Annotated in this window: 22 protein-coding genes; 9 read left to right on the forward strand and 13 right to left on the reverse strand. The window is 41.8% G+C overall.

Annotated elements, in window-relative coordinates; all coding sequences use genetic code 11:
- Positions 1-16 precede the first annotated feature (16 nt).
- On the forward strand, positions 17-862 hold the full coding sequence (locus tag ABIN91_RS14160; RefSeq protein WP_348051833.1) for a maleylpyruvate isomerase N-terminal domain-containing protein: 846 nt from the start codon (positions 17-19) through the stop codon (positions 860-862).
- A 26-nt stretch (positions 863-888) separates the two neighbouring features.
- On the opposite strand, the gene ABIN91_RS14165 is transcribed toward ABIN91_RS14160, so the two are convergent.
- From ABIN91_RS14165 to ABIN91_RS14185, 5 genes are all read right to left on the reverse strand, one after another.
- Positions 889-1,311: a thioredoxin family protein gene (locus tag ABIN91_RS14165; RefSeq protein ID WP_348051835.1), complete on the reverse strand. Its 423-nt coding sequence runs from the start codon at positions 1,309-1,311 to the stop codon at positions 889-891.
- Positions 1,312-1,468: 157 nt separating this feature from the next.
- Positions 1,469-2,791 carry a DUF3570 domain-containing protein gene (locus ABIN91_RS14170; RefSeq protein WP_348051837.1) on the reverse strand — a complete coding sequence of 441 codons (1,323 nt, stop codon included), beginning with the start codon at positions 2,789-2,791 and terminating at the stop codon, positions 1,469-1,471.
- Positions 2,792-2,844: 53 nt separating this feature from the next.
- Entirely contained in the window at positions 2,845-3,063 is a 219-nt protein-coding gene (locus ABIN91_RS14175) for a DUF4266 domain-containing protein (RefSeq protein WP_348051839.1), read from the reverse strand.
- Positions 3,064-3,072: 9 nt separating this feature from the next.
- Positions 3,073-3,966, reverse strand: coding sequence for an FAD:protein FMN transferase (locus ABIN91_RS14180; RefSeq protein ID WP_348051841.1), 894 nt, complete (start codon positions 3,964-3,966; stop codon positions 3,073-3,075).
- A 201-nt stretch (positions 3,967-4,167) separates the two neighbouring features.
- Positions 4,168-5,217 (reverse strand): DUF2235 domain-containing protein, encoded by a 1,050-nt coding sequence (locus ABIN91_RS14185; protein ID WP_348051843.1) that lies wholly within the window; start codon positions 5,215-5,217, stop codon positions 4,168-4,170.
- Positions 5,218-5,487: 270 nt separating this feature from the next.
- Here ABIN91_RS14185 and ABIN91_RS14190 point away from each other — a divergent pair, with 270 nt between their 5' ends.
- The 3 genes from ABIN91_RS14190 to ABIN91_RS14200 all read left to right on the forward strand — a co-directional run bounded on the left by ABIN91_RS14190 (position 5,488) and on the right by ABIN91_RS14200 (position 8,532).
- On the forward strand, positions 5,488-5,811 hold the full coding sequence (locus tag ABIN91_RS14190; RefSeq protein ID WP_348051845.1) for a DUF6686 family protein: 324 nt from the start codon (positions 5,488-5,490) through the stop codon (positions 5,809-5,811).
- A 224-nt stretch (positions 5,812-6,035) separates the two neighbouring features.
- Positions 6,036-7,364 carry an MFS transporter gene (locus ABIN91_RS14195; RefSeq protein ID WP_348051847.1) on the forward strand — a complete coding sequence of 443 codons (1,329 nt, stop codon included), beginning with the start codon at positions 6,036-6,038 and terminating at the stop codon, positions 7,362-7,364.
- 124 nt (positions 7,365-7,488) lie between these two features.
- Positions 7,489-8,532, forward strand: a complete 1,044-nt coding sequence (locus ABIN91_RS14200) for an NAD(P)-dependent alcohol dehydrogenase (RefSeq protein ID WP_348051849.1) — start codon at positions 7,489-7,491, stop codon at positions 8,530-8,532.
- A 129-nt stretch (positions 8,533-8,661) separates the two neighbouring features.
- Here the strand turns inward: ABIN91_RS14200 and ABIN91_RS14205 are convergent, their stop codons facing one another.
- Both ABIN91_RS14205 and ABIN91_RS14210 read right to left on the reverse strand, forming a co-directional pair.
- Positions 8,662-9,735 carry a hypothetical protein gene (locus ABIN91_RS14205; RefSeq protein ID WP_348051850.1) on the reverse strand — a complete coding sequence of 358 codons (1,074 nt, stop codon included), beginning with the start codon at positions 9,733-9,735 and terminating at the stop codon, positions 8,662-8,664.
- 866 nt (positions 9,736-10,601) lie between these two features.
- Complete coding sequence (locus ABIN91_RS14210) at positions 10,602-12,977, reverse strand: ATP-binding protein (protein WP_348051851.1); 2,376 nt, start codon at positions 12,975-12,977, stop codon at positions 10,602-10,604.
- Between the two features lie 185 nt (positions 12,978-13,162).
- Between ABIN91_RS14210 and ABIN91_RS14215 the strand changes: the two genes are divergently transcribed.
- The gene (locus tag ABIN91_RS14215; RefSeq protein WP_348051852.1) at positions 13,163-13,357 is read left to right on the forward strand and encodes a hypothetical protein; all 195 of its coding nucleotides are present in this window, start codon (positions 13,163-13,165) and stop codon (positions 13,355-13,357) included.
- 15 nt (positions 13,358-13,372) lie between these two features.
- Here ABIN91_RS14215 and ABIN91_RS14220 read toward each other — a convergent pair whose 3' ends face one another.
- The 6 genes from ABIN91_RS14220 to ABIN91_RS14245 all read right to left on the reverse strand — a co-directional run bounded on the left by ABIN91_RS14220 (position 13,373) and on the right by ABIN91_RS14245 (position 16,152).
- Entirely contained in the window at positions 13,373-13,831 is a 459-nt protein-coding gene (locus ABIN91_RS14220) for a DUF4268 domain-containing protein (protein ID WP_348051853.1), read from the reverse strand.
- 102 nt (positions 13,832-13,933) lie between these two features.
- Positions 13,934-14,131 (reverse strand): hypothetical protein, encoded by a 198-nt coding sequence (locus ABIN91_RS14225; RefSeq protein WP_348051854.1) that lies wholly within the window; start codon positions 14,129-14,131, stop codon positions 13,934-13,936.
- On the reverse strand, positions 14,121-14,711 hold the full coding sequence (locus ABIN91_RS14230; protein WP_348051855.1) for a hypothetical protein: 591 nt from the start codon (positions 14,709-14,711) through the stop codon (positions 14,121-14,123). The genes ABIN91_RS14225 and ABIN91_RS14230 overlap by 11 nt, the downstream gene beginning before the upstream one ends.
- Positions 14,695-15,174, reverse strand: a complete 480-nt coding sequence (locus ABIN91_RS14235; RefSeq protein WP_348051857.1) for a sigma-70 family RNA polymerase sigma factor — start codon at positions 15,172-15,174, stop codon at positions 14,695-14,697. The genes ABIN91_RS14230 and ABIN91_RS14235 overlap by 17 nt, the downstream gene beginning before the upstream one ends.
- Positions 15,175-15,347: 173 nt before the next feature.
- Positions 15,348-15,479, reverse strand: a complete 132-nt coding sequence (locus ABIN91_RS14240) for a hypothetical protein (protein ID WP_348051858.1) — start codon at positions 15,477-15,479, stop codon at positions 15,348-15,350.
- A gap of 148 nt (positions 15,480-15,627) precedes the next feature.
- Complete coding sequence (locus ABIN91_RS14245) at positions 15,628-16,152, reverse strand: STM3941 family protein (protein WP_348051860.1); 525 nt, start codon at positions 16,150-16,152, stop codon at positions 15,628-15,630.
- 270 nt (positions 16,153-16,422) lie between these two features.
- Between ABIN91_RS14245 and ABIN91_RS14250 the strand changes: the two genes are divergently transcribed.
- The 4 genes from ABIN91_RS14250 (at position 16,423) to ABIN91_RS14265 (ending at position 21,845) form a co-directional block, all read left to right on the forward strand.
- On the forward strand, positions 16,423-17,601 hold the full coding sequence (locus tag ABIN91_RS14250; protein WP_348051861.1) for a TlpA disulfide reductase family protein: 1,179 nt from the start codon (positions 16,423-16,425) through the stop codon (positions 17,599-17,601).
- 268 nt (positions 17,602-17,869) lie between these two features.
- Positions 17,870-19,897, forward strand: a complete 2,028-nt coding sequence (gene glgB, locus ABIN91_RS14255; protein ID WP_348051863.1) for a 1,4-alpha-glucan branching protein GlgB — start codon at positions 17,870-17,872, stop codon at positions 19,895-19,897.
- Between the two features lie 4 nt (positions 19,898-19,901).
- Complete coding sequence (locus ABIN91_RS14260; protein ID WP_348051865.1) at positions 19,902-20,996, forward strand: alpha/beta hydrolase family protein; 1,095 nt, start codon at positions 19,902-19,904, stop codon at positions 20,994-20,996.
- A 63-nt stretch (positions 20,997-21,059) separates the two neighbouring features.
- Complete coding sequence (locus tag ABIN91_RS14265; RefSeq protein ID WP_348051867.1) at positions 21,060-21,845, forward strand: DUF4261 domain-containing protein; 786 nt, start codon at positions 21,060-21,062, stop codon at positions 21,843-21,845.
- Positions 21,846-21,914 lie beyond the last annotated feature (69 nt).

Genomic DNA, 21,914 nt, shown 5'->3' on the forward strand with positions numbered 1-21,914 from the left:
ATTACCGCTTAACTTTATGAATACCACAACCACGCAGCCAATTTTAGTTCAGCATTTATTTAAGCCATTAGATATAGCTTTGCTATCGCTGTTAGAAAGCTTAACACCCCAGGATTGGGATAAACAAACCGTTGCCAAACAATGGAAGGTGAAAGATGTGGCAGCGCATTTGTTAGATGGGAACATCAGGCTGTTATCGCTGCAGCGCGACAGGTATGTTGGCGAAACCCCGCCAGCCATAAACTCTTATCAAGACCTTGTAGATTGGCTGAATGATTTGAATGCCGATTGGGTAAAAGCGGCAAAACGAATAAGCCCGGGTGTGATGCTCATGTTGCTTAAACTAACCAGCGATGCCTGCTGTGCTTACTACGAATCGCTCAATTTGTATGACGAAGCCGTCTTCGCGGTAAGCTGGGCCGGCGAAGATAAAAGCCTGAATTGGATGCACATTGCCCGCGAATACACCGAGAGGTGGCACCATCAACAACAAATTAGGGAAGCGGTGGGTAAAGAAGGCATTATAACCAAAGCGTTTTATTATCCCTTTATTGATACCTTTTTCAGAGGCTTACCGCACACCTTTAGCAAAGTAGTTGCCAATGTTGGTACAAATATTAGGGTGGTAATAACCAGCGATGTTGGCGGAAACTGGTATTTGCGCAAACAACAAAATGAATGGGAACTGTACGATGGCTCTGATGATGAAAACTTTGCTGCTACAGTAAGCATTCCGCCGCAAATTGCCTGGAAATTGTTTTCCAAAAGTATCCGCCCGGCTGATATTATCAATGAGGTTGAGATTAGCGGTGATAGTGCTTTGGCTACGCAAGTGCTTAATATGGTGGCCGTGATGGCTTGATGCTGCCTGCCTATAAATATTCCTTATTAAAAATAAGCGCTTACATCGGCCACAAACTGCTCAGGGCTTTTATTTGGGAAGCCGTCCCAGGCTTTTAAAACTTTGCCATTCTCGTCAATCAATAGCGTGTACGGAAATTTTCCCTCGGGGTTATATCTATCGGCCAAAGCCTCATTCAGTTGGGTTTGCTCTTTGGGTAACTGATTCTTTTTTTGGCGTGGAAAATCGGCCCGTACCAATACCAGATGATCGGCGGCGTAGGTTTCAAAGGTAGCTGTTTCTAATATTTCTTTACGGAGGCGGATACAGGGCCCGCACCAGTCTGACCCCGAAAAGTTGATCATAATGAGTTTATGCTTTTGCGATGCCTCGGTTTTGGCAGCTTCAAAATTACCCAGCCAGGTTGGGCTGGTAGTAAGTGTGAGGAAAAATATAGTGAGGAATTTCATTTGTTGATATTTAATTACGTTGTCATTTCGACGATAGGAGAAATCTTCTGCAATTGCCTGCTCTGCTGTTGATTGTTCTCACGCAGAAGATTCCTCTCTCGTACCCTGCCTGCCGGCAGGCTCTATCGATGACAAGGTGGATTTGTTATTTCATCTCTTACTTAAAACTAAAACTAACCGAAAACACATCCGATGCCAAGGCTGTAGTTTGCGAGTAATGGCCATACCGTATTTCCATATCGTGCAAATTTTGCCAGCCTAAAACACCCTTAGGCGGCGCTATGCGTAAACCTGCACCAAAAAAACTGCTGTCAAATTGGGCATAAGCATAGTTGCTGGTATAGTATTCATCTTTAACCGTATGAACGCCGTATGGTGCAAAATATTTCGCGGCTGTTTGGGTATAATACCTGTAAAATGGAGATATCGAAAAGAATGGAGATATTTTATAAGCCAGCTCTAAATTGGCCGTATTGGATTTTGTTCCCCAATCATCAAAGTAATAGCGATAGTACGATCGGATGATCAAATTATCGCCCATAAAATAATTAAGCCTTAACCCTACCGGCAGCTTAAAGCGCGATGATGGTAAATGCTCAATGGTATCTTTCCCGGTATTGTAATAAACCCGGTGAAAAGGCAAACTCAAATACCCATCCTGGCCAACTACATCGGCCAGAACCATTACCTGCAAACGCGAATTGATCATTTGCGAGTACGATAGCGATGCTGTATAGGTATTACGCGGACTACTTGGCACATTGGCCTCTTTGGTTTTTGTACTGCCGCCGCCACTGGTTGTAACCCTGCCACTGGCCGTTGTCACAACAGTTGTACCATTTACTACCGTTGTTGTAACGGGGATAAACTCTGACGGATAGATCAGCTTTACCTGATCAAGGTATGCTTGCAGTTTAACTGCAAACTCTCCATTTTTATCTTTAGTTTTTACCGAGAGGTGCATATCGGCACCAAGCGATTGATAATTGTACTCGCTTGATAAGTAGGCGCCAAAACCAAAACTATTACCTGTACGCGCTTTTTCAATGGTCCAGTCAACCGATGGGTAAATGCGTGAGCCACCAGTTTCTGATGCACCACTCTTATTCACAAAAGCTGCCGAAGCCGAGGTATGATGATCATAGCCTAAACCTAATGATAGCGTGTTTTTATTTTGGTTATTGCCGTTCCAAACCAGTTTAAGGTCTATCCCATTCGCAATATCGGTCACCTTTTCGGTACCGATACCACCCGTCACCGGCGAGTGGTTACCATCCTGGTTATAATAGCTCGATACCAGGTTGATTTCGTCAACCCGTAATGCCCGTGGGTTATAACCCGTATCGGCAGTAACTACGGGCGTGTATAAAGTTGGTTTAATAATTATCGCGGTATCTTTAGTGGTGTTGCGCTCCTGAGCGTGCCCGCTTAACCTGCAAATGAATGCAAAACCAATTAAAGACAGATATACTTTTTTCATAGAGCAAAAACTAATTTTACATCTCCCATCTTACCTGATACATCTTCCATCCTTTAATTGCAGCCACAGCCACCACCTGTTTTACCGCCATTGGCACCTGATGCCCCCTCACGGTACGATTGAAAGTTCAATTCGTTCTTCTCCACTTTACGGTTAGACAGGGCCATTTCCGAATCGTTGAGCCTGCTTTTTTGATATGCCTTTAAATGCGCGCAACTTGTTATAGCACCCATCAGCATCAACCCTGTTACTACTCCAAACAATTGTTTCATGGGCATTGGTTATTTAATGTTTATGTTGTTCGATGTGTATAACCTATCGTTATCGTCAATAATTATACACTCCATGTTATTCATTTGGTTTATCAGATCGAGCCCGGCGTGTATGCCCATTACCGTTACCGGTGTGGCCATGGCATCGGCTACTTCGGCGTTGGTGGTAATAATGGTAACACTCTTTATACCCGTTACGGGTAAACCTGTGCGGGGGTTAATGGTGTGCGAATATTTTTTTCCATCAATCATCACAAACTTTTCGTAATTGCCGGATGTGGCTACGGCCAGGCCCGTTAATTTCATATACGAGAATACTTTGCCCGAAGATTGGGGGTCAACAATTCCCAGTGTCCACTCCTCGCCATTGGGCTGTAAACCCCAGGTAGTTAAATCGCCGGATGCATTAACAACGCCGCTTTCAACGCCTAAATCTTTCATCACCTGTTTGGCACGTTCGGCGGCGTAGCCTTTGCCTATCCCACCAAAACCAATGCGCATACCCGTTTCGCGTAAAAAAATGGTACAATTATCGCTATCCAGAATGATGTTTTTGTAGTTGATAAGCCGCACCATTTTACGCGCCGTTTCGGCATCGGGCAGGGCTGTCATGTGTTGATCAAAGTTCCATAGGCGTTTATCCATTGAGCCGTAGCTGATATCAAAAGCGCCCTGCGTTACCGCGGATATGCGAATGGAGCGTTCAATTAAATTAAAAGTTTCGCTACTAACGGCAACCGGGGCAATACCGGCATTGCGGTTTATAAGGTTGGTTTCGCTATCCTCACTAAAAGTGGTAAGCAGTTTTTCGATCCGCCTGATCTCGCCGATGCCTGCATCTATCATCTCATCGGCCCAAGCCTTATGGTGCCCAACAACACTCAGCTCAAAATGGTTACCCATTAGCTTGCACGCGCGTTTAAAAATAAGTTGTCTGGCAACCATAGTTTGATTCTAATTGGGGGAAAGAGTCAATCATTCAACACATTTACTTACGTGTTACAACAAGTATAGGTTTTAATTATGAAAATTAGATGAAGTAAAAAGTAAACGCCGGCTAAATAGTTAACCGGCGTTTAATACCCTTGGGTGTAATTATATTATTCAGGATGGCTTGTCAATGTTTTTGGGCTCATAACCAGATACCAAACGCATGCGTTCAAATACGCTTGGGTCAATGCTCTCATTAGCTCCCGTGGTTTTCATTACCGGGCGCACATAGGCGGCTAATAACGAAAAAGGAAAACCGTTCGAATTGTAAAGCTCGCCTGTAATATCCGCTGTAGCGGTATAGCTGGCCAACTGCGGTTCGTCAAATCCTAAACCACAGCTACGGGCCTGGTCGCTCATCCATTTCAGTGTCAGGTCGCTCAAGCCATGATCCGGATAACCGCCGCCCACATTGGAGTGTACGCCGCTAAACCATACCTGTTTCATGGTTTGCCCCGTTGGTAAAGGCTTAGTAGGGTCTATCGTCCATAAAGCTGGTTGAAAATTACTGCGCTCCTCTTCAACCGCCAGGGCCTGGTATGCATTTTCCACAATGCTACTCAAAGTAGTATCATGAAATTGATACTGGTTTTTATTTAAAAACTGGAAGGCGCGTACAGGTATGCCTAATGCCCCAACGGTGTCCCAAACCCCAACAAACTTGATAGACGTATCGGGGTGACTGTGCTTTGCCCTAAAAGCTGTAGATATTTCGCCATTAGGGTTTTTTTTAGGGTCGTCCCTATCCCGGTAAATATCGTATGCCGTGTTGATCAGGGTCAGATCATTGTTTATCAAAATGCCGCAATTACGTATCAATCCCACCAAACTGCGGGCGGTATAAGCGCCACGGCTAAAGCCGAACAAAAACAGCTCGTCGCCGGGTTCATAGTTCCAAACAATAAATCTGTAAATATCTTTAATATTATCATCAATACCGGCTCCGGTGGCTCCATCTATTAGCTTGCTCCAGGCTGTACCCTCGGCGCCAACGCCTTCGTCATAATATTTAATTTGGTGAATGGGTTCCGAGCCATCGGCGGGGCTCATTACTTTACATACAGTGGCAAATAGTTTTTGAACATTTGTTGCCACAATTTGCCCTTTTGTTTCAACACCGGGTTTATTCCAGGTGCCATCGCTACAGGTAACAATTCTCTTCATTTTGTGATAGTTAAGGTTACTCCAATATCGTTATTTTATATTATATATCATTCATACCTGTCATATTTAAATCAACAGAGTAATAACTTAATTTTTTATTTGGAATTATTCTAAATAAGGTTTTACTTTGTTTTATCCTTAGCGGGATATACAGATGCTAAATTAAATGCAGTGCCTGGGTGCTGTTTAAAATATAAGTCCTGCTTTACCTACCGGCTACTCTATTACAGATACTGCGGGTAAGGCGGGCACTAATTAAAACTCAATTTTATGTGTGATGCAAAGGTACTGAGTCATAAGGGCGCGGCGGTGGTAAGCCGTTGCCACGATTGCCGGGGGTTGTTCATCTGGAACAATAACCTGGTGTTAAATTTTACGCCAACACAATTTGCCAAATTCCGCGTGTTTACACAAGATCTGGATATTGACGAATATACACTACCCTTTCCGGACGGCTTAGACCGTGTGGTAATGCGAACGCCAAACAGCGATATTAACCTCACCTTTACACCCCAAGAATGGCACGATTTTAACGAGGCCATAGAAGAAGCCACACATATGTTGAATGTGTATGAGCTGATGGAAGGCGAATGATAAAAACAGCCGTTGTTTAAATTGCACCCATCGGTCCCTGTTTCTTTATTAAAAATAGTTTTAATTATAACATTATTTTAAAATTCAAATGTTAATAATGGAGCAAATTGTATAATATGCAACATGGCATTAATCTACAATTGACATATTTTTCGCACTATTGAGCAGGATATTGATGCCATAAACCAAATACCGGTTGAAATTTTACTTATTTTTAGACCCTCATGAGCGAAAAAAACAACAAGAAAACCATTTGGGCCTGGTGCATGTTTGATTGGGCCAATCAGGCTTATAATATGGTGATCACTTCAACGATATTCCCCGCATATTTTGTTTTTGTTACTACAAATAACCCGCGTAAAAGCGATGTAGTTACATTTTTTGGGCATCAATATGTAAATACCGTTCTATCAAATTATATACTTGGCCTCTCTTACCTAATTGTGGTGGCCTTATTACCGATATTAACTTCAATAGCCGATTATCGTGGCAACAAAAAACTATACCTGCAACTATTTACCTGGTTGGGTAGTTTGGCTTGCGCCGGATTGTTCTTTTTTGATAAAGGAACACCATTGGAAGGGCCGATGATCTGCTTCGGACTTGCATCCATTGGTTATTGCGGGGGCTTTGTATTTTATAATTCGTACCTGCCCCAAATTGCCAGCACCGATCAGCAAGATGCAGTAAGCGCCAAAGGGTTTATTTATGGCTACGTGGGTAGCATTGTAGTGCAATTGATATGTTTTGTGGTGGTACTGCAACCCAAACTATTCGGCATTACCGAGGTTGATTATTTGCCCGCGCGTATCTCTTTCGTTATTGTATTTGTATGGTGGATAGGTTTTAGCTTTATCGCCTTTAAACTATTGCCTAAAGGGCAGCCTAACGCGGGTTCACATAATTATAATGTTTTAACAGGTGGCTTTAAAGAGCTTGCCAAGGTATTTGGCAAAGTGCGTAAAATGCCTTTGATGAAACGCTTCTTATCGGCCTTCTTTTTTTACTCCGTAGGGGTGCAAACCATTATGCTGGTTGCAGCCAACTTTGCTGCCAAAGAACTGCACATGCCCGATGATCATTTGATCATCATTATCCTCATCATTCAGGTGGTGGCCGTTGGGGGCGCGGTTATCGCATCCAAAGCATCGGCCAGATATGGCAATACCAGAACGTTAATAGGCTTAGTTACCGTATGGACGGCCATTTGCTGCTGCGTTTACTTTGTAGCCAACGAAACACAGTTTTACGTAGCCGCCGTTGTAGTGGGTTTAGTGATGGGCGGCGTGCAATCGCTATCTCGTTCCACTTATTCAAAATATCTTCCAGAAAACATTCCTGATACAGCATCATTCTTCAGTTTTTACGATGTTACCGAAAAGCTATCCATCGTAGTGGGATTATTTTGCTTTGCCAAGGTTGAAGATATCACACATGAAATGCGTGACAGCGCCCTGGCCCTCGATTGCTTTTTCGCGGTGGGATTGTTTTTGTTGATCGTTCTACTGGTTGCCGAGAGGCGAGCCGCGAAAGAGCAACTGGCAGTGGTTTAGTTTTATGATCTCGTTTTGTAAATTTTTGGTTGTCGATTAACATCCAAAATTTACTTCATCGTAACAAACCAAACTACCTTTCCAAACCTTTACATGTTATCTTTACTATACAAAAAACTAACCTATGATAACTACTAAAGCGTATGCGGCTCAAAGCCCCACTACCGATCTGGCCCCCTGGAGTTTTGAACGCCGGGATGTTGGTCCGCACGATGTGCAGCTCGATATCCAGTTTTGCGGTGTTTGCCACTCCGATCTGCATCAAATAAAAAACGATTGGTTCCCGGGGATATTCCCGATGGTTCCAGGCCACGAAATTGTTGGGCGCGTAGTGGCCGTTGGCTCACACGTTACCAAGTTTAAAGTTGGTGATCTTGCCGGAACCGGCTGCATGGTTGACAGTTGCCGCGTGTGCGAAAACTGCAAGCAAGACCTGGAACAATACTGCCTTAACGGAAGCTCACAAACCTATAATGGTTTAGAACAGGATAAAAAAACACCAACCTACGGCGGTTACTCCAACAACATTGTGGTGAACGAGGATTTTGTGCTACACGTATCGGATAAATTAGACCCTGCCGCTGTGGCGCCCTTACTTTGCGCGGGCATAACCACCTACTCACCCCTGCGCCACTGGAAAGTTGGCAAGGGGCATAAATTAGCCGTTTTGGGCTTAGGCGGCTTAGGCCACATGGGCGTTAAATTTGGTGTTGCTTTTGGTGCCGATGTTACGGTATTAAGTACATCGCCATCAAAAGAAGAAGATGCTAAAAAATTAGGTGCCCACCATTTTGTGGTAACCAGCGACCCTGAACAAATGAAAGCCGCCCGCGGCACTTTCGATTTTATTTTAGATACCGTATCTGCCGAACACGATATTAACGCGTACTTAGGTTTACTGCGCACCAACGGCACACATATTTGTGTAGGCGTACCATCTGAGCCATCGCCAATAGCGGCCTTTGGTTTATTGATAGGCCGTAAAAGCTTAGCCGGATCTGCCATTGGTGGTATTGCCGAAACTCAGGAGATGCTTGATTTTTGCGCCGAAAATAACATCGTATCCGATATTGAGTTAATTGATATTAAAGATATTAGTACAGCATATGAGCGTATGCTTAAAGGTGATGTACGCTATAGGTTTGTAATTGATATGGCTACGCTTTAATAGTAGCAAGTTATGAGTATCAATTAGCAAAACTATATATTGACATATCACGCGTTATTGCCAAACTATTGCGGCAATAACGCGTTTTTTATTTATGCCACAACAACTGTAGACTGACTTTTTACTCCCCTACTCCTGTCCTCTAAAAAATTGATTACCCTCATCCAGCTTTAGTGGGTTGGCCTTGTACCATGTAGCAAATGCCTGCCACTTTGCAGGATTTTGGGCCTTCCAGGTTTTAAAAGCGGCCTCGTCTCCGGCAGACAACAGCCAGTGATTGTAAGCCTCTATACAGTCTGCCTTAGCAATTTTATCCTGATAGTTATATAGTATGTTTGGGTATTTGGTATTATAGTGCCAATTGAAATAGGTTTTTAAAAAGCTTTGCCTTATCCTGTCTAACGAATTAAGGTCAATTGCCGATTCGGGGATGGCGGCTATGTATAAAGTAGGCTCGTACACGGTAGAGAAGGATGCTTTAAACCCCTTATCAACCATAACAGTAGGCCTTTTACTAAACGATTGTACGTATGGCTTGCCGGGCGCTGTAAACGTGATCTGGTTTTTGTAGGTATCGTAAAGCAGCTTGCTTATCTCTTGCCAGCGTTCGCCGGTAGGCTCAAGGTTCATAAACAGTTCGCCGTATATCATGCCCCACATGGCCTCGTTGCTGTTACAATATACCTTGGCGGCCCAGTAATAGTTATCGGCAAAAGCCGGATCGCCGGCTATGCCTTTTTCAAAATATTTGAGAGCCGTGTTCAGATCGGGTTTATCAGCCCATATCAATCCAGCTTCATAATTTAAACAGCCCGATTTTGGAAAACGCGTTAAACCCTCCTCATAAATGGCTACCGCTTTCGCGTTTTGGTTTAAAACATCATAACATTTACCCCAAAGCTGGTAAATCCTATCAAAGCTATCGGTTTTATCTTTAAGCTTTACCAGCACATCAATCACCATTTGATACTTTTTTTGCAGATACCAAACGTAGGCGGTTTCGTAAACATAACTGCTGTTGGTAGGTTCAAGCCTTTGTGCATCGGCTAATAATTTAAGGGCGGCGTTGTAATCGCCGTTATCTTCAAACTCCAGGGCTTGCCTGCATTTTTCGGCAGCGGCATCTTTATTGGCTTGAGCCGATGCGTTGAGGTATACCAGCACTAACAAGGCGCATAGCGAGTATCTAAAAACTATTCTCATTTTTATTGCTTATCACGAATAGAGCAAAATTACAGATAGCCACCGAGGTGATAAAAGTTTTAACATTTTATAACATTAATAAAAGCAAATAAAAGGACTGCTTAAAATACTCGCCAAACTGTCACCCCCATGTCATACACCAAAGTGTGCCAAATAGTTACAAATCCAGGCAATTGTCATGTAAATGACAAATTGTCGTGAAAAATATTTTCAAATGCTATCGCGGCACAAAAAACATTAATTATTAATGTTTTGATGATCAAATTCCAAAAAATAAAGAAAAATCACGCTCTAACCAACGTATTTTCTATTATTCGTTCCTTTTTTTATACTGTTTAAACCAAATTCTCATCTGAAACAATTTATTTCAATGCATAATTTACCTTTTCGGGATAAACATAAAATTCTATTTTACTAATTTAAAATTTATTAATGTCCGGTTTAAAATCATTACTAAAAAACAACATTTTCAAAAAACTTTTTGTGTTTTCAAAATCGTGATAAAAACTTTTTTTGAGTTTTTTACATGTAAAACACTGACAATAAAAATTTTATAATTACGGCATACAATTAGCGGGTGTATATTCAGAAGGATACATATGTTATCCTAAAAAAAATTATTTAAAACACTAAAACTCAAACCCATGTTAATTGTATTAGAAGTTGCCGTTTTGATCGCCGCTATTTTGATCCCTTTGTTCACACCAAAAAAGATAGCTTAAATTTTACGCTATAGCGTAAAGAAGAATTTGAGGGGGGCTGCACAGCCTCCCTTTTTTTGTGGAATCAATTAAAAATGTTTATCACTTCCATAACGATGCAGCTTTTATTATGGTTGCCGGATAATCTCGCCGTTTGGGCTAACCCTACCCTTCTACATTTATAAAATGTAATATTTTGCGGTACAACTCATCTGGTAAAAACGGTTTTACTATAATATCGTCAATACCAACCTCTTTGGCTTGTTCCTCAATTTCGGCGGGCAGGTTTGCGGTGAGGGCCACTATCGGGATGCTCACGCCCATTTGGCGCATGCGGGTAGTTGATTCATAGCCATCCATAACGGGCATATGCAAGTCCATTAATATCAGTTGATGTTTATGTACATCGAGTTTATCAAGCGCTTCCAGTCCGTTTACGGCAACATCAATAGTAGCGCCCCAACGTTGCAAAAACTTTTGGGCAACCAATACATTCATGGGGTTATCTTCAACAAGTAAAATAGAAACTCCTGTAAAGGGCTTATCATCTTGCTTGGGAGCCTTGCTTTCCAATGCCTGTTGTGCTTCGGTTTTAATACTCTTATCAAAAGTTTGGGTAAAAAAGAACGATGAACCTTTACCTGGCTCACTAAACACCTGTAAACTTGAGCCTTGCAACTCTAAAATACGTTTGCATATAGCCAAACCTAAACCCGTACCACCAAAACCCCGTACGGTTGACGAATCGGCCTGGGTAAAGCGCTCAAATATTAACCGCTGCTTATCGCGGGATATGCCTATGCCGGTATCTTTAACTTGTATGTTAAGCGTTATTGTTTTTTCGGTTTGGGATGTTACCAGGATGCCCACCTCAACATAACCTTGCTTGGTGAATTTGATGGCGTTATGCACCAAGTTAGTAATTACCTGAAAAGCACGGGTAGGATCGCCCAGTAGTTTGCCTGTTAAACCACCGGCAATATTAAGGCGCAGATCAATACCCTTATCATCGGCCGAATTTTTAAGTCCGGTTACAATGTTGCGCGCTATGGACATGATATCCATCTCGGTATGCTCAAAGGTAATTTTGCCGGCTTCTATCTTATTATAATCAAGAATATCGTTCACGATAGAGAGCAGGTTGTTTGCCGAGAAAAGCATTACGTCCAGTTGTTCCACCTGATCAGGCCGTGGATCATTCTTGAGCAGCAAATGGCTCATGCCGATAACCGAGTTCAGCGGCGTGCGGATCTCGTGGCTCATGGTGCTTAAAAACTCACTCTTAGCACGTAGGCCCTGCTCGGCCTGTTCGCGGGCATGGGTTAGTTCGAACGATACCCGGTGCGATAATACCAGCGACTGCAAAAAGAAAAAGCATACATAACAAATAGTGCTTGGCCCCTGCCATTGCGATATATATCCCCAGTAATGGAACAACGAAATACCAAAAACAACCATTAACGCTACCGAACTCACTAACGCGTAAATAGAACCCGGGCGTTTATTTTGATGGGCTTTCCAGTATACAAAAGGTATGTAAACTAAACAAAACACCATTACCAACAAAAATGGATTAATTAACCGGGTAAAAATTATGGGCGGCGCTATTAAGGCAATGAGCGTAAAACCAAAACAAATAAAACTTACGCTATACAATATCCATTTGTTAATATCCTGCGGATACAGACAACGGGTGTACAGGCCAAATATACCAATGCCCAAAAACAGGCTCATATATTCTATCCGTACAGTAATATACCAATTTATAGCTGGTATAATGGAGTGCAAAACATAATTATCTATCCCAATTAACCGGTAGCTGTAAATAATACAATATAACGAAAACAGCAGGATGGCATTATCGCGATTACCAAAAATGTATAATCCTAAAAAGAAAAGCCCACCCATAAACAAACAACCTGTAAGCAACAGATCAAAAGCGGCGGCGCGCTCGCGGTTAACTTCTATCATTTGTTTGCGGCCAATCACCAGCGGTTTACTGATGCCTCCCTTGCTGTGTACAAAATTGGCTACCTGGAGCACAATATCCAGCGTATCGGTACCGGCGGGTATGTCAATACCATTATATTGCCAATAGGGGACAAACCCTTTTGGGCTTGTGCTAACCGCTCCGTTTGTTGCCACTTCTCCCCCATTAAAAAACAGACGGTAGGCACTGTAAACATCGGGCATGGCTATACGCAACCGCTGATAGGTATGGGGTAAAAGTACTTTTAGTTTAAAGGTAGCGTAGCCAAATGCTGGCAGGGTTTTACCCTCTATTACGGCGCCATCCCATTTAAATGGAAAATTCACCAATATAGGCTTATGGATACTTGAATCTTGCGGGGCAAGCAATTGGGCCCAATAAAATTCCCATTGGCCGTCAAGATGTATAACTTCGTCAAATTTTTCCTTTCGCAGATCAAAAATACCACTTTGCGCCAAAGGTGTATAAGGGCTTACCTGTGCGCTACTTACAAAGGTAATGCAGCACAATAGCAACAATAATAGTGCGTAAAAAAGGTTTTTGCCTTTCATCAATAATCAATAAGGGGAAAAATTGCAGTATACGGGAGGACTACACTAATTCCATAGGTGTTTCGTGACCATAAAGATAAACTATTACGTTTAATACGCATTGTATTATGCATTAAATTAAAATTAATCCGTAATAAATATGATTGTTTAAAATTATTAGCCGCACGAGCGTAAAGCGGTAAGCATTGGATAGCAATAACTTTTTGCAAAGCAGTTTTTCTGACAGCAACGATTATATCATCCGCTCAACAACTACTCTTGGTTTAAAACTGCGTAAATGGATAAGCTTAACAACATCACTTAATTATAATAAACTCAATATTACCAACAGCCAGAATTTGAATTTTACTTATGGGCTAACGCTGGATAAGTTTTTTTGATGCCTTTTCACTTTATTATCTGAATAAATCAAACCCATATTGCGCATCGCTCCAAAACTCATCCAAAGCTATTATGCGTGGTTTAAAAAAGCTAATGAGTTGTGGCCAGTCTTCTTGCTTAAATACGCTTAGGGCAGGTAATTCAGTATAGATACGGCTTATGGTTTTACCGTTATCATCCATGTGCAGCACCCAATTCCACTCTTCGTTCAAAATACTTTGAAGCATCACTTTGTAAGCCTTAAACTGATCGAACATGTATTCCTGTATTTCCTTGTCGGGATGTGTCATCTCTATGGCGATGGTAGCCTGGTGCTTATCCGCCTCCATTTTAAAATACAGGTGCTTAATGCCGGTTTTATAATTAACCCAATTCACCTTTAAACCTTCGGCAGATGGATGCGGCGATATATATTGCCCAAAGGCAGTCCAAAATTGTTGTTTAAGTTGCGATGCCTGGTCTTTAGAATACACGGCGGTAAAAGTAAGAATCAGGAAGGGAGAATCAAGAATCAGGGTTTAAATAAAGCGTCGGGGTTCCTTATCATGATATTCGAAGTATAATACCTGCGCACCTTAATACAACGATTTTCTTTTAGTCCGTGCAACCAATATAAAAGCAAACCATTCTACTCCTAAGCCCAAACCCATTAAACAGCCATGTACAAAATCGGGCATATTCAAATACCGGCTCAATACCTGCGTTGCCGATATGACCAATAAACCCAGCACCAGGCAATACAGCGCGGGTTTCGGAAATTGTTTATTTTTCATCTAATTGTTCTAATATTTTTTCAAGATTTTGTTTGGTAGCGGCCAATTTGCGCGCGCCTTTTTTATAGCTATAAGGCCTTATCACAAACCAGTCGACCAGTAAGGATATCACCACAAGAGGATAGCCCCATAGCATGATACTGTGTTTTTTGCTAAAAAACTCATATTCGTAAAGCAGTACGCCCACCGTACAAAGCGATAGCACCCATACTTGCGTGTTGTGATAAAAGTAATCCTGGTTTTTACGGGTTTGTTCTAAAAACTGCAAAAACTCGCGGTTAGTAAAATTATCGAAATGATAAAAACGCTTAATAGAGCGGATATTGTTATAAGCCAGTATAGCGGTGCCCAGCAGCAGCATCGCCTCGCCAATGCGGGTAGTGATCATTTTTGTTGGCAAAAAGACCGTTATCGTTAGCATCAACAAAAGACACAGGCATGATATCCCGATCATTATTTTTTTGCGGCGCAGTACTTTATCACGAAAACTTTTGCCTAATTGCACCACCTCTGCCGATGTGGGCAAACCAGCCGTATCCGCTGTGCGCCATATGGCTTTTAAATCATTCAAATTTTCCATATGCTTTAAATTTGATGCTTAATTTTTCTTTTATCCGGTGAATCTTCACCCGTACATTCGCAGGGCTTAAACCCACAATACTGGCTATCTCTGCCTGTGGCACATCTTCCAGCACCAGCGAGATGATGATCCTGTCGGTTTCTTCCAATTGTGCTATGCAGTTGTATAAAAAGTGAAGTTTTTCTTCCGGATGTTCTTCCTTTACTTCTGCCAAATTAAGTGGCAACTCGGTAGTAACAACACGTTTTGATTTTTCAATGGCCCGTAAACAGTTGTTGGTAGCAATGCGGTATATCCAGGTACTGATAAGCGACTGGTTTCTGAACGAGGATAAATTTTTCCATACCGAAATAAAGGTTTCCTGCACCAGATCTTTCGCCAGCTCTACATCATTGGTATAGCCCATGCACACCCTAAATATTTGAGGTGAGTATTTGACATATATTTCATCAAAATCCATCATGTAATGTCAGAGCAATTCGCTTTATTAATAATTTATGCCCGGTTAGATACGGCACTAGTTATAATGTTACATTTTTTTTGCGAATGCGTATGGAGGGTTTGGTATATTCACTCGTGTTCGTCTTTAGACTTAGGGGTCTCTTTATCTACATAATGATACTCATCCTGTCTTTATTACTTGACCATAAACGCCTGGTCAAAAAATATCAAGTAAATGATCAGGCATATCCCGGCAAGGTGAATAAACACAGGCCAGTACGACTCATCGTCATCCAAAACCGATTTACGCAGGCTGCTATACAACATGTAACAAGAGCATAAACTAATAATAATAAACGCATAGATATTAAGCCCCGGCCCTCCGTCGGATTGAAATCGTCTTTGAAAAAAAATCACGCTTGCGATAGCTATGATATAGTAAAATACAGCCAAAAAAATTCGTGTCATTCTGTTATTACGTAATATATTCAGCCTGGTTTTCCAAGTTTGTTCTAATTAATTTATATAAATTATCAAAGGTACATTTAAGGCCATTACCTGTAATACTTACCGGCGAACCGTATGTTTTAAGGTTGTATTGCATTGCCTTTTTTTGCAAGTAATGATGCTGGCGCTCAATATATTCTTCGGGGTTGTAAACTTCAACCATAATAAATTTTTGACGCCCTATTTCAACCACAAAAACACTTTTAATGTCCCGCCATATAATTAAACCTGTAGCAAAGGCGTTTGAGTTATCCATTATCCCACTATCATCTATAATTAACCCAGGGGTATCATCCTGTAGTTTCCGGGCTATTACAGATGCTACAAAGCCAAAAAACAATATGCTTATAACGCCCAATATTTTATAAATCTGTACGTCGTTTTGCATTAATAGAAACCATAGCCCAATAGCTGTAAAGATAACGGCACTTAGCAATAAAAGTATAAGTTTTGCTTTTTTTAACTGTATTTCTGTGTGGTTAATATGTGCCATACTACAAGCCTTTAATGCTATGGTGCAAACAATAAACCTTACTAATTAGCCTCAGGATTTATATAATATAAATTGTTAAAGGATAATAAAATTAAGAAAATATTTTTTTAAAAATAAAAACAATAATAATTCAGCTGTTTTTTAACTATCTGTTAAAAATCAAACTCAAAAAAGTTAAAACTTTGTAAAATAACTGTGTACTATTAGTTAATTAAAAGCTGAACAATTACCTTTAGTGTTTGACAATTACTCACCAGACAAAATAATAGTATGAAAAAGATCACATCAACAGTATTAATGCTACTACCAGCTGTGGCCATATTTGCGCAAACCGGTGGCGCTTTTACTTACAAAGGCACTATAACCGGTGCTAAAGGGCAAGAAAAAGCATTTTTAATATATAACAACGGTACCGACAGCAAAACAGATTCGGTAGCATTAACCAATAGCGCTTTTGAATTTAAAGGCACAATTACCCAGCCCGTAAAAGCTACCTTGCTTGTGGCCCACAACGGCGAAACCTTTGGCGCCCTGCGCCGCTCGCGCAAGCGCGATGGCATAAGTGCCTACCTTGAGGCCGGTACCATTACTGTAACTGGTACAGATTCGGTTTACAAAGCCAGTGTTGTTGGCGGTGCGGTTAATAAAGATAATGCCACCATGATTGCTGCTACCAAACCTTTTGACGACCAGAATAACAAGCTTGAAGCCGAAGAAAACGCGGTCCCCAAAGAAAAACAAACACCAGAATTAGAAGCCCAATACGAAGCCAAATACAAGGTTATTGAGGCCGACAAGAAAAAAGCCTTAGGCGCTTTTATTAAAGCACACCCAAAAAGCTGGGTTAGCTTAGATGCGTTACAAAATTATGGTGGTTATTACCCCGAAGCCAGCGATTTGGAGCCTTTTTACAACACTTTTAGCCCTGAGTTAAAAGCATCAAAACAAGGCAAGGCTTATGCCGAAATGATACCTAAATTAAAATTGGTTGCCATTGGCGCTAAAGCCCCTGTGTTTGCACAAAATGATAAAGATGGTAAAGCTATCTCGATAGAATCTTTCCGTGGTAAATATTTGCTTATTGATTTTTGGGCATCATGGTGTGGCCCTTGCCGCCACGAAAACCCCAATGTGGTGAAAGCTTACAACCAGTTTAAGGATAAAAACTTTACTATTTTAGGTGTATCGTTGGATCAGCCAACCGGTCGTGAAAAATGGCTTGCGGCCATTGAAAAAGATGGTTTGGTTTGGACACAGGTTACTGATTTGAAATTTTGGGGTAATGAAGCCGCGGCTTTATATGGGATTCGTGCTATTCCGCAAAACTATTTGTTAGATCCTAATGGTATTATTATCGCTAAAAACCTATCGGGTAAAGATCTTACAGATAAATTAAGCTCTATACTGGATGGAAAGGCCACTAAAGCACCTGCCGGAACTGGAAAGTAATTTCGTTTAACTAAATATCTTGTCATTGCAATAAACGAAGCAATTATGAATCAGGTAGTTGGATGGTTCAGGTCCAAATTACATCATCGAATGTCTTTTGCAAAAATTGCCATGCTATTAGCCACAATTACGCGCGGGGAATAAGCTGTTTATTTATTGGGGTATTGCAAATAGGGTTTCCAAAATAATACACTAACTTGTGCAAATATTTTGATGAGTAAAATCAAATCAACCTGAATTGTGTTAGCACAATATACACCCGATTACCATGGCTAAAAAAACCGACCCTACTAATCCTATGTCCAAAGTTAAGGTAGCTGCAGAACCTAAAATTAAGGCTGCTGTTAAGAAAACGAAACTTGTTGCAACCGATACATCAACAGAGCAGTTGAAACCTGTAGAGGTTTACAGCTTGCTGACCGAGTTTGATATCAGCCTGTTTAAAAGTGGGAAGCACTTTAAGCTTTATGAAAAGTTTGGTTCGCATGTGGTAACACACAAGGGGGTGGTGGGTACCTACTTTGCGGTTTGGGCGCCTAATGCGCAATACATTTCGGTTATTGGTAATTTCAATGGCTGGAATCGTGGTTCGCATCAATTGTACGTGCGTTGGGATGGCAGTGGTGTTTGGGAAGGTTTTATTCCGAATATTGGTGATGGGGAGACGTATAAATATTACATCCAATCATCAACCGGTGAAGACCTGGAAAAAAGTGACCCCTTTGCTTTACGCTGGGAAGAACCGCCGCGCACGGCATCGATAGTTACACATACTTATTACGAGTGGGACGATAAAGCCTGGATGAACACCCGGATGGCGCACAATGCGCTGGATGCTCCATGGTCGGTTTACGAGGTTCACTTCGGATCGTGGGCGCGGGGTGTGGATTCGCCAGACCAGTTCTTAGGTTATCGCGATATGGCGCATAAGCTGGTGCCTTACGTTAAAGAGATGGGCTTTACGCATGTGGAGTTTATGCCGCTGATGGAGCACCCTTATTACCCGAGCTGGGGATACCAGATCATGGGATTTTTTGCGGCTTCATCCAGATATGGTAGTCCGCAGGATCTGATGTATCTGGTTGAAGAGTTTCATAAGGCCGGTATCGGGGTTATTTTGGATTGGGTACCATCGCATTTCCCAGGTGATGTGCATGGCATTTACCGTTTTGATGGTACACATTTATACGAGCATGAAGATGTAAGAAAGGGTTATCATCCGGACTGGACATCGTATATATTTAATTACGGCCGTAACGAGGTTAAGGCTTTTTTGATCAGCAACGCGCTGTTTTGGTTAGAGCGTTACCATATTGATGGTTTGCGTGTAGATGCGGTGGCATCAATGCTTTACCTGGATTACTCGCGCAAAGCGGGCGAATGGGAGCCTAATGTTTTTGGTGGCAATACTAACCTGGAAGCGATATCGCTGTTAAAGGAATTTAACGAGGCTGTATATAGCCATTTCCCGGATGTACAGACGATTGCCGAAGAATCAACCTCGTTTAGCGGGGTGAGCCGACCTACGTTTTTAGACGGTTTGGGCTTTGGTATGAAATGGATGATGGGCTGGATGAACGATACGCTGAAATATTTTAAGGAAGACCCGATCAATAGGAAATATCATCATAACCAAATCACCTTTAGTACGGTTTACGCTTATACCGAGAACTTTATGATGCCACTTTCGCATGATGAAGTAGTTTATGGCAAAGGCTCCATACTGCGTAAAATGCCGGGCGATGAGTGGCAGCAATTTGCTAACCTGCGCCTGTTGTATAGCTATATGTTTACCAGCAGCGGTACCAAGTTGTTGTTTATGGGCGATGAATTTGGACAAAGCGCTGAGTGGAACTTTCAGCAATCGTTAGACTGGCATTTGTTACAATATGCACCACACGAAGGTGCAAGGCAGGCAGTAAAGGCTTTGAACTACTTATACCGTAATGAGCCTGCTTTGTACCAAAAGAACTTTAGCAGTGACGGCTTTGCCTGGATAGATGGCGGTAATGCTGCCGATTCGGTTTTGGTTTATACCCGTAAGGGGAACAATGCCAAGGACGATTTGATTATTATATTGAACCTTACCCCAGTTACCCGATTGGATTACCGCATCGGCGTTCCACACAGCGGGGTTTGGAAAGAGATATTTAACTCGGATGATACCCTTTATTGGGGAACAGGGTTAACCAATACCGCAAAGCTAAAGACAGAGGAAAAGGAATGGATGTGGCAAAAGGATTCGGTGGTGATAACGGCTCCGCCATTGGGGGCTGTGGTGTTGAAAAGGGTTTAGATTGATGGAAGATGTGAGAAGTAAGATGGAAGATGTAAAGCTGAGTAACCGGTTTTATATTTTGACCTTTTTCTGTTGTCTGTTTACTTATAATACATTTGCGCAAACCGAACAATACCCCTCTCCTGCCAAAGTAGCTGCTGATTTCCATAAGATATTGGACAGGCCAAAGGTTGCTGCTCAAGCTCAGTTTGAAACTATTAATGCCGATTCTGTTAGTATTGAAAATGGCTTTATTTATAGCGAGCAGAATGAGAAAGTTCCGATGCTGATCTATAAGCCAAATCATGCTAAGGTTAAATCTTTCCCCGTGGTGATATTTTTGCATGGGACTGGTGGGCGCAAAGATGAAGCCGGCATTAGAAATGTACTTTATCAGCTCACTAAACGTGGTATGATGGGTGTGGCTATTGATGCCCGTTATCATGGCGAACGTATAGCTGGCGGCGCACACGGCTCAAAGGAATATGTTGATGCTGTTACCAGGGCCTGGCAAAATAAAGATATAAGTAAACAAAATCACCCCTTCTTTTGGGATACAGCTTATGACCTTTGGCGTGTTACCGATTATTTAGTTACCCGGCCAGATGTTCAGGCTAACCGGATAGGTATGGGCGGCATTTCGATGGGTGGGATTGAAACCTGGATGGCTGCCGCCGTTGATACCCGCATTAAGGTTGTAGTGCTGGACATATCGGCGCAAAGCTTTAAATGGAGTTTAGAGAATAACAAATGGCAAGGCCGTGCCAATACCATTACGGGCGCACACTTACAAGCTGCCAAGGATTTGGGCGATGCCGAGATGAACCAACGCAATGTGAAAGCTGTTTGGGATAAACTGATACCGGATATTACGGGCGAGTTTGATTGTCCATCAATGATTCGCCTTTTGGCACCGCGGCCTTTGCTGGTTTTGAGTACCGAGAAGGACGGGAATTGCCCGTTACCTGGAGCTAAGATCGCATTTGCTTCGGCGGAGGTGGCTTATGGTTCTGCTAGTGCCAATAAGTTGAAGATGGATGTTACGCCTAACTTACCGCATAGAACAACGCCGGAGCATTTGAGGATGACTTTGGATTGGTTTGAGAAGTGGTTGTAGGAAATAGTCGGGAAGTACGTGAGCATAGAATTAATCTATAAATAACTGCAAGAAGAAGAAAACATGGGGCTATTTAATTTCTTAAAAAAGAAACCCAAAACAAGCAGTACCGAAAGCAATTTTTTGCTTTCTATGCCGATTTTCAATAACAACGATAGCTATCAGGTTGATAAAATCATAGAAAATCTAAAGTCTCATTGGGGATTGGAGGTCACGGAAGTTGCAGGTGATAACACAACTACTTCTTTTATGATAGATGGCGAAACGGTTGCAATAGCATATATGCCAGTGCCGATCCCTTGGGATGATATTGAAGGAACCGCAAAATATGCTTACAATTGGTCCAACGCATTAACCGACCTAAGAGAACATACAGGCCACGCATTTGTAACTATAATGGCTGGAAAGAAAAGTCCGTTGGAGAGATATAAAATTTTAAGCAAACTTTTGTATTCTACTTTAATAACATCTGGTTCTATAGGAGTATACCAAGGCAGCCAATCGTTACTTATACCACGATCTCAATACTTGGCCACCATTGAAGAGGCTGGAGGTAGTATACCAGTAGCATTATGGATATACATTGGGCTAAGAAAACCAACAAGCGGAAACAATGCTTACACTTATGGGTTAAAAGATTTCGAAAAAAACGAAATTGAAATTATTGATTCGGAACTGAGTCTGGAAGAATTATATGATTTTCTGTTAAACATCACATCTTACATAATCAGTAATGATATAACATTAAAAAGCGGTGAAACAATTGGATTTACAGCCGAACAAAAAATCCCTATTACCTTATCAAAAGGCGAACAGGTTACGGGTGAATCGTTTAAACTTAAGATGTAATACTGGCCCTAAAGCTGTAAAAGACGAGGAGTCCGTAAGATTTTCTTCGCCAATGGTGATGACGTCGTG

The organism is Mucilaginibacter sp. (assembly GCF_039921305.1).
Classification (GTDB): Bacteria; Bacteroidota; Bacteroidia; order Sphingobacteriales; family Sphingobacteriaceae; genus Mucilaginibacter.